The 4154-nt window shown below is 44.5% G+C and carries 5 protein-coding genes; 1 reads left to right on the top strand and 4 read right to left on the bottom strand.

The window, feature by feature from the left end:
• Positions 1–12: 12 nt before the first annotated feature.
• The 4 genes from QZ998_RS16550 to QZ998_RS16535 all read right to left on the bottom strand — a co-directional run bounded on the left by QZ998_RS16550 (position 13) and on the right by QZ998_RS16535 (position 3639).
• The gene (locus tag QZ998_RS16550) at positions 13–261 is read right to left on the bottom strand and encodes a hypothetical protein (protein ID WP_296561983.1); all 249 of its coding nucleotides are present in this window, start codon (positions 259–261) and stop codon (positions 13–15) included.
• Entirely contained in the window at positions 254–1036 is a 783-nt protein-coding gene (locus tag QZ998_RS16545) for a phage antirepressor KilAC domain-containing protein (RefSeq protein ID WP_296561982.1), read from the bottom strand. The genes QZ998_RS16550 and QZ998_RS16545 overlap by 8 nt, the downstream gene beginning before the upstream one ends.
• Before the next feature lie 96 nt (positions 1037–1132).
• On the bottom strand, positions 1133–3124 hold the full coding sequence (locus QZ998_RS16540) for a DNA polymerase (protein ID WP_296561980.1): 1992 nt from the start codon (positions 3122–3124) through the stop codon (positions 1133–1135).
• The gene (locus QZ998_RS16535) at positions 3112–3639 is read right to left on the bottom strand and encodes an NUMOD4 motif-containing HNH endonuclease (RefSeq protein ID WP_296561978.1); all 528 of its coding nucleotides are present in this window, start codon (positions 3637–3639) and stop codon (positions 3112–3114) included. The genes QZ998_RS16540 and QZ998_RS16535 overlap by 13 nt, the downstream gene beginning before the upstream one ends.
• Positions 3640–3983: 344 nt before the next feature.
• Between QZ998_RS16535 and QZ998_RS16530 the strand changes: the two genes are divergently transcribed.
• Positions 3984–4154, top strand: a 171-nt coding sequence (locus tag QZ998_RS16530; protein ID WP_366512472.1) for an ssDNA-binding protein, incomplete at its 3' end; no start/stop codon positions are given.

Raw genomic sequence — 4154 nt, 5'->3', positions numbered from 1 at the left:
TCGCCGTTTTTCTTACTGATGCTCATCGCAATCACCTCCGAAATTTTCTGCCATCACAAGTGCCATTAAAAACTCAACTGAAAAAATGCCCAACTCATCAGTTTCAAGCCACTGCTTGCCATTCTCATCGACAAAACCTCTGACCATCGTCGCTTCAAGCTCTGCCGATTGCGTCAGCTTTAACGGTAACAACCAATCAATCAATTCGCTTAGATCAGCCGCACTATTCGTTCCCGCCTGATTAACTGATTCTTTATTCATAAACTTCCTCCATTTCCAGCTCAATTAGAGGGATGATGCCGTCTACTTTTAACAGATCATAAATGAATAATCGTCCCTTTTGGGTCCAATAGGTGTGGGGCTTGATATGCTGTTCCCCATCTGACCCGGCATAATTGTTAGTTTTCGTGCTGGTGTAGCCTTTTTCAGCATATTTTTGATACAACAACCAGATATCTCCCTGTTTGAACTGAATTTTTTTGTCGTGAAGATAGCGGTTCATCCATCTGGCAGACTTACCGAAGTCTTTGGCAATGACTGATATTGTGATAAGATCTTTGCAGTTTAACACCACATCATAGTAGCTGACCTTCGGCTTCATCTCGGTAATCTGCTGATTCTGGATGGCTACGTTATCTGCCAGCTCAGTATTTTTAGATCGCATCAGCGCCAGCTGGGAATCGGCAAACTGCAATGCCCGAGCCATAATCGCTTCCGGACTATTCCAGGCTTTTTCCAGCTCCAGGAAATACTGACGACATTTCCTGCCGATTGCACTGCGTTGAATCATACAGATTTCTTTGGCCATATCCAGTGTCAGCTGATGGTCATAATGCTGCTGTGGCATTTTTGTACCATCCACACGGATAACATTTTTGTGAACCGTCACAAAATCGCTATTTTCACTGAAACCATACTCTTTCATGCGTTCAAACCACTGGGTATAGGGTGTTTTGACCTGTAGAGTCTGATGTAAATCCCGGCCGCTTACGGTGGGCCGCTCACTGTCATAACTGATTCTGACTAATTCGCTCATCCGAATTACCTCCTAAAATAAAATAGACAGAGGTATCATCACCTCTGCCTATAAGCGAAGAATTCGAATGAATCGAACCCCCAGTATTAAGAAATATTAATCTTTTTTATAAAAACTGCATTCATAACCCTCGGCATGAAGTAGCAGTCCTTCCGCCCAGGGTGGCGTTCTGCCCATCTGCTCACAAACAGCGGAAACTGACATACGCATATCCGCCTCAATAATAATTTCATCGTGGACATGGGCCACAATAAAACAATATCGGAGTCTTTTCATCGCTTCGGCCAAAATATCCCGGCTGATTGCCTGGACGATATTCTCAACAAACTTTGGCCCATAACTCTCAATCCGCTCCCATTTCTTTGTGCCACCGACCCCTTCGTAGGTCACCGACTCACCGCCAAAGCGATTCTCACCGATTCGGGGTTTTACATAAGCCAGTTTTCTGCCGGATGGAAGGGTGATAAACAAAAATCCACTCTGATAAGAAAAGTAAATACCGTGTGTTTCAGTTGGTATTTTTTGTTTGATACATTCTTTAACCGCTCGATCCACCGCCCACCAGAAACGGACGATGTTGGGATTGGCCTGACGCCAGGCATCCACCAGCGGCTGCAACTCATCTTCACCCATTCCTGATTCCAACGCCCCCATTGCCTTTAGCGCACCGACTGATCCGCCATATCCACAACTAAGCTCGCATTGCTTCCCTTTCTGCCGGAGATCACTATTTTCTCCATGTTTGACCACGTTGCAGTGAAACATTTTTCCTGCTGTTGCACAATAGATGTCTCCGTTATCTGCAAAAACATCCATCCGCCAGCTTTCACCCGCAAGCCAGGATAGAACTCTCGCTTCAATCGCTGAGAAATCGGCAACAATAAACTTCATGCCATCTCTTGGGACAAAGGCCGTCCGAATCAGTTCTGATAGTACTTCCGGCACTGAATTATAAAGTATTGAAAGCGCATCCTCATTTCCGCTTCGAACCAGGGCTCGAGCCTGTTCCAAGTCGGGGATGTGGTTCTGGGGAAGGTTTTGCAGCTGGATCAGGCGGCCTGCCCATCGGCCCGTCCGGTTAGCCCCATAGAATTGAAAGGTTCCGCGAACCCGGCCATCCTGACAAACCGCATGGTGCATGGCCTGGTATTTTTTCACCGAGGATTTAGCCAGTTGCTGACGTAGCGAAAGCACTTCTGCCAACTGATCCGGAGCCGTTTTTAGCATCTCAGCGACAGCTTTTTTTCCAAGTGTATCGGTTTTCAAACCGTTATCAGCCAGCCAATTTTTCATCCGCTGGACTGAATTAGGGTTATCCAGATTGGTGAGTTCCTGTATCTGTATTGTCAGCTTTTCTCGAGAAAGCTGATCAATCTCAATCGCCTGTTTGACAAATGTCATATCAAGGGCAATACCCCGGTCATTGATTTCCTGATCAAAATGATACTCATTCCAGACAAAATCAGGCACAGGCGTCTTAGCCAATTTTTTCTGGATAGCTATCTCAACCTCAACGTCCCGCTGATTATAACTTTTAATGCGTTCCCATTTTTCGCTGTTATTCTCCGACATATTTCGGATACGACCACCATTGGCTTTGGTGCTTTTGCATGGCATACAGAAATACCGGATCAGATCTTTTCCTTCCTTAAGCTTCTGATCTTCCAGGCCCAGTACCGCACCAACCCCTTCAAGCGACAGTGGCAGCCCCATATAGGCCGACCAGACCATTGTACATCGCCATGCCGACGGATCCAGATAACCGCTGACTGTATCGGCTGCAATACTGTAACCACAAAAATCCTGGGGATAATTTCGTCTCAGCCACACAGACAGGCAGACCCGCTCGAACTGACTGTTAAATGCCCATTTGATCACAGTAACATCCACCAGTGCGGCAATCACTTCTGGGGGTATCTCTTCACCACTAGCCAGATCAATCACCTGAACCTCACCGCCATCTATCGCATAGCCAAAAAGCAGAATGTCAAAATTAGGTGACTCTGAATATTTGTATACACCACCTTTTGACAAATCTACGTCGGAATATGTTTCAATATCACAACTTAAGCAAATTATTTGAGCCATGAATAACACCTTCCGCATTTAATCTTGCTGATAATCTGCTGTGAAATATTAAACATTTTTGCAAGTTCACAGCCTTTTATACCGCACCAAATGCCAAACCGAATGGCATGTACATCATCAATTGACAATTTTCTCCATCGGCCGCCCTGGTAATACACATCTAAAATATTTTCTGTTCTGGTTCCATATCTCAGATTTAACAGCCGGTTATCCGTAGGGTTTCCATTGATGTGAAGAACTTCCATATTTGAAGGTGCTTCACCGATAAATGTTCTTAGTACTAACTGATGCACTGGAATACCATTAGTGCCTTTGCGTAAAGTCACTGAAAGATGCCCACATTGACAAAATTTGCCGGGTTTCAGAATTCTTTCAGGGACAGTACGGTAAAACGGCTGACCTGTAGACCAGTTTTTACTCATAACTTTTCTATCAAGACTTTTTATTCGCCCTAGCGTACTGGCCTGATACTCCTTCTCAAAACCAGGGATATCTTTCCAAATCTCTCTATCCATATATTTGCCTTTCTTATTTCCCGAAAATTGGCAACCTATATGTCACCATCTTTCTATTCAATAAAGGCGGCTGGGATTAATCCCATTGCCGCCTGGTGATGTTTTTTGCTACTGGTTCTGCTGATCTTTCATCTTTTTTCGTTCAGAACGGATATCGTCACGAATGAAGGTTAAAAACATATACGCACTGCCGCTCATATAAATAACGGCGAGTCCCACCAATAGAACTGTTAAAATCTGATTAACCATTGTTTTACCTGCTTTCTAAATTTTTCTCTGTTGACCAATGCTCACCATACTAAATATTTGTCGGTTTTAAGCCAGGAAGTCATCATCGTCTTCGGTTGCGAAATCATCCTCAGCTCGTGCTTTTCCGCCAGGAAATCATCGACCGATCTGAAGTCTATAGTGGAGTTTATGGCCGGGCCAGTATTAACTTCTATGCATTCAATACCAACGGCAATAAAGGCATTGCCTGCAACTTAAACAACCTGCAAAAGATCAAAGATGGAGAA

The sequence above is a fragment of the uncultured Acetobacterium sp. genome, assembly GCF_927416815.1.
Lineage (GTDB): Bacteria > Bacillota > Clostridia > Eubacteriales > Eubacteriaceae > Acetobacterium.
Note: the sequence above shows the minus strand (reverse complement) of the source record. Positions and strands in the feature narration are given on the sequence as shown.

Excerpts from the sequence above, each read along its gene's own strand:
- QZ998_RS16550 (WP_296561983.1), bottom strand. The coding sequence starts at position 261 with ATGAATAAAGAATCAGTTAATCAGGCGGGAACGAATAGTGCGGCTGAT.
- QZ998_RS16540 (WP_296561980.1), bottom strand. The coding sequence starts at position 3,124 with ATGGCTCAAATAATTTGCTTAAGTTGTGATATTGAAACATATTCCGAC.
- QZ998_RS16545 (WP_296561982.1), bottom strand. The coding sequence starts at position 1,036 with ATGAGCGAATTAGTCAGAATCAGTTATGACAGTGAGCGGCCCACCGTA.
- QZ998_RS16535 (WP_296561978.1), bottom strand. The coding sequence starts at position 3,639 with ATGGATAGAGAGATTTGGAAAGATATCCCTGGTTTTGAGAAGGAGTAT.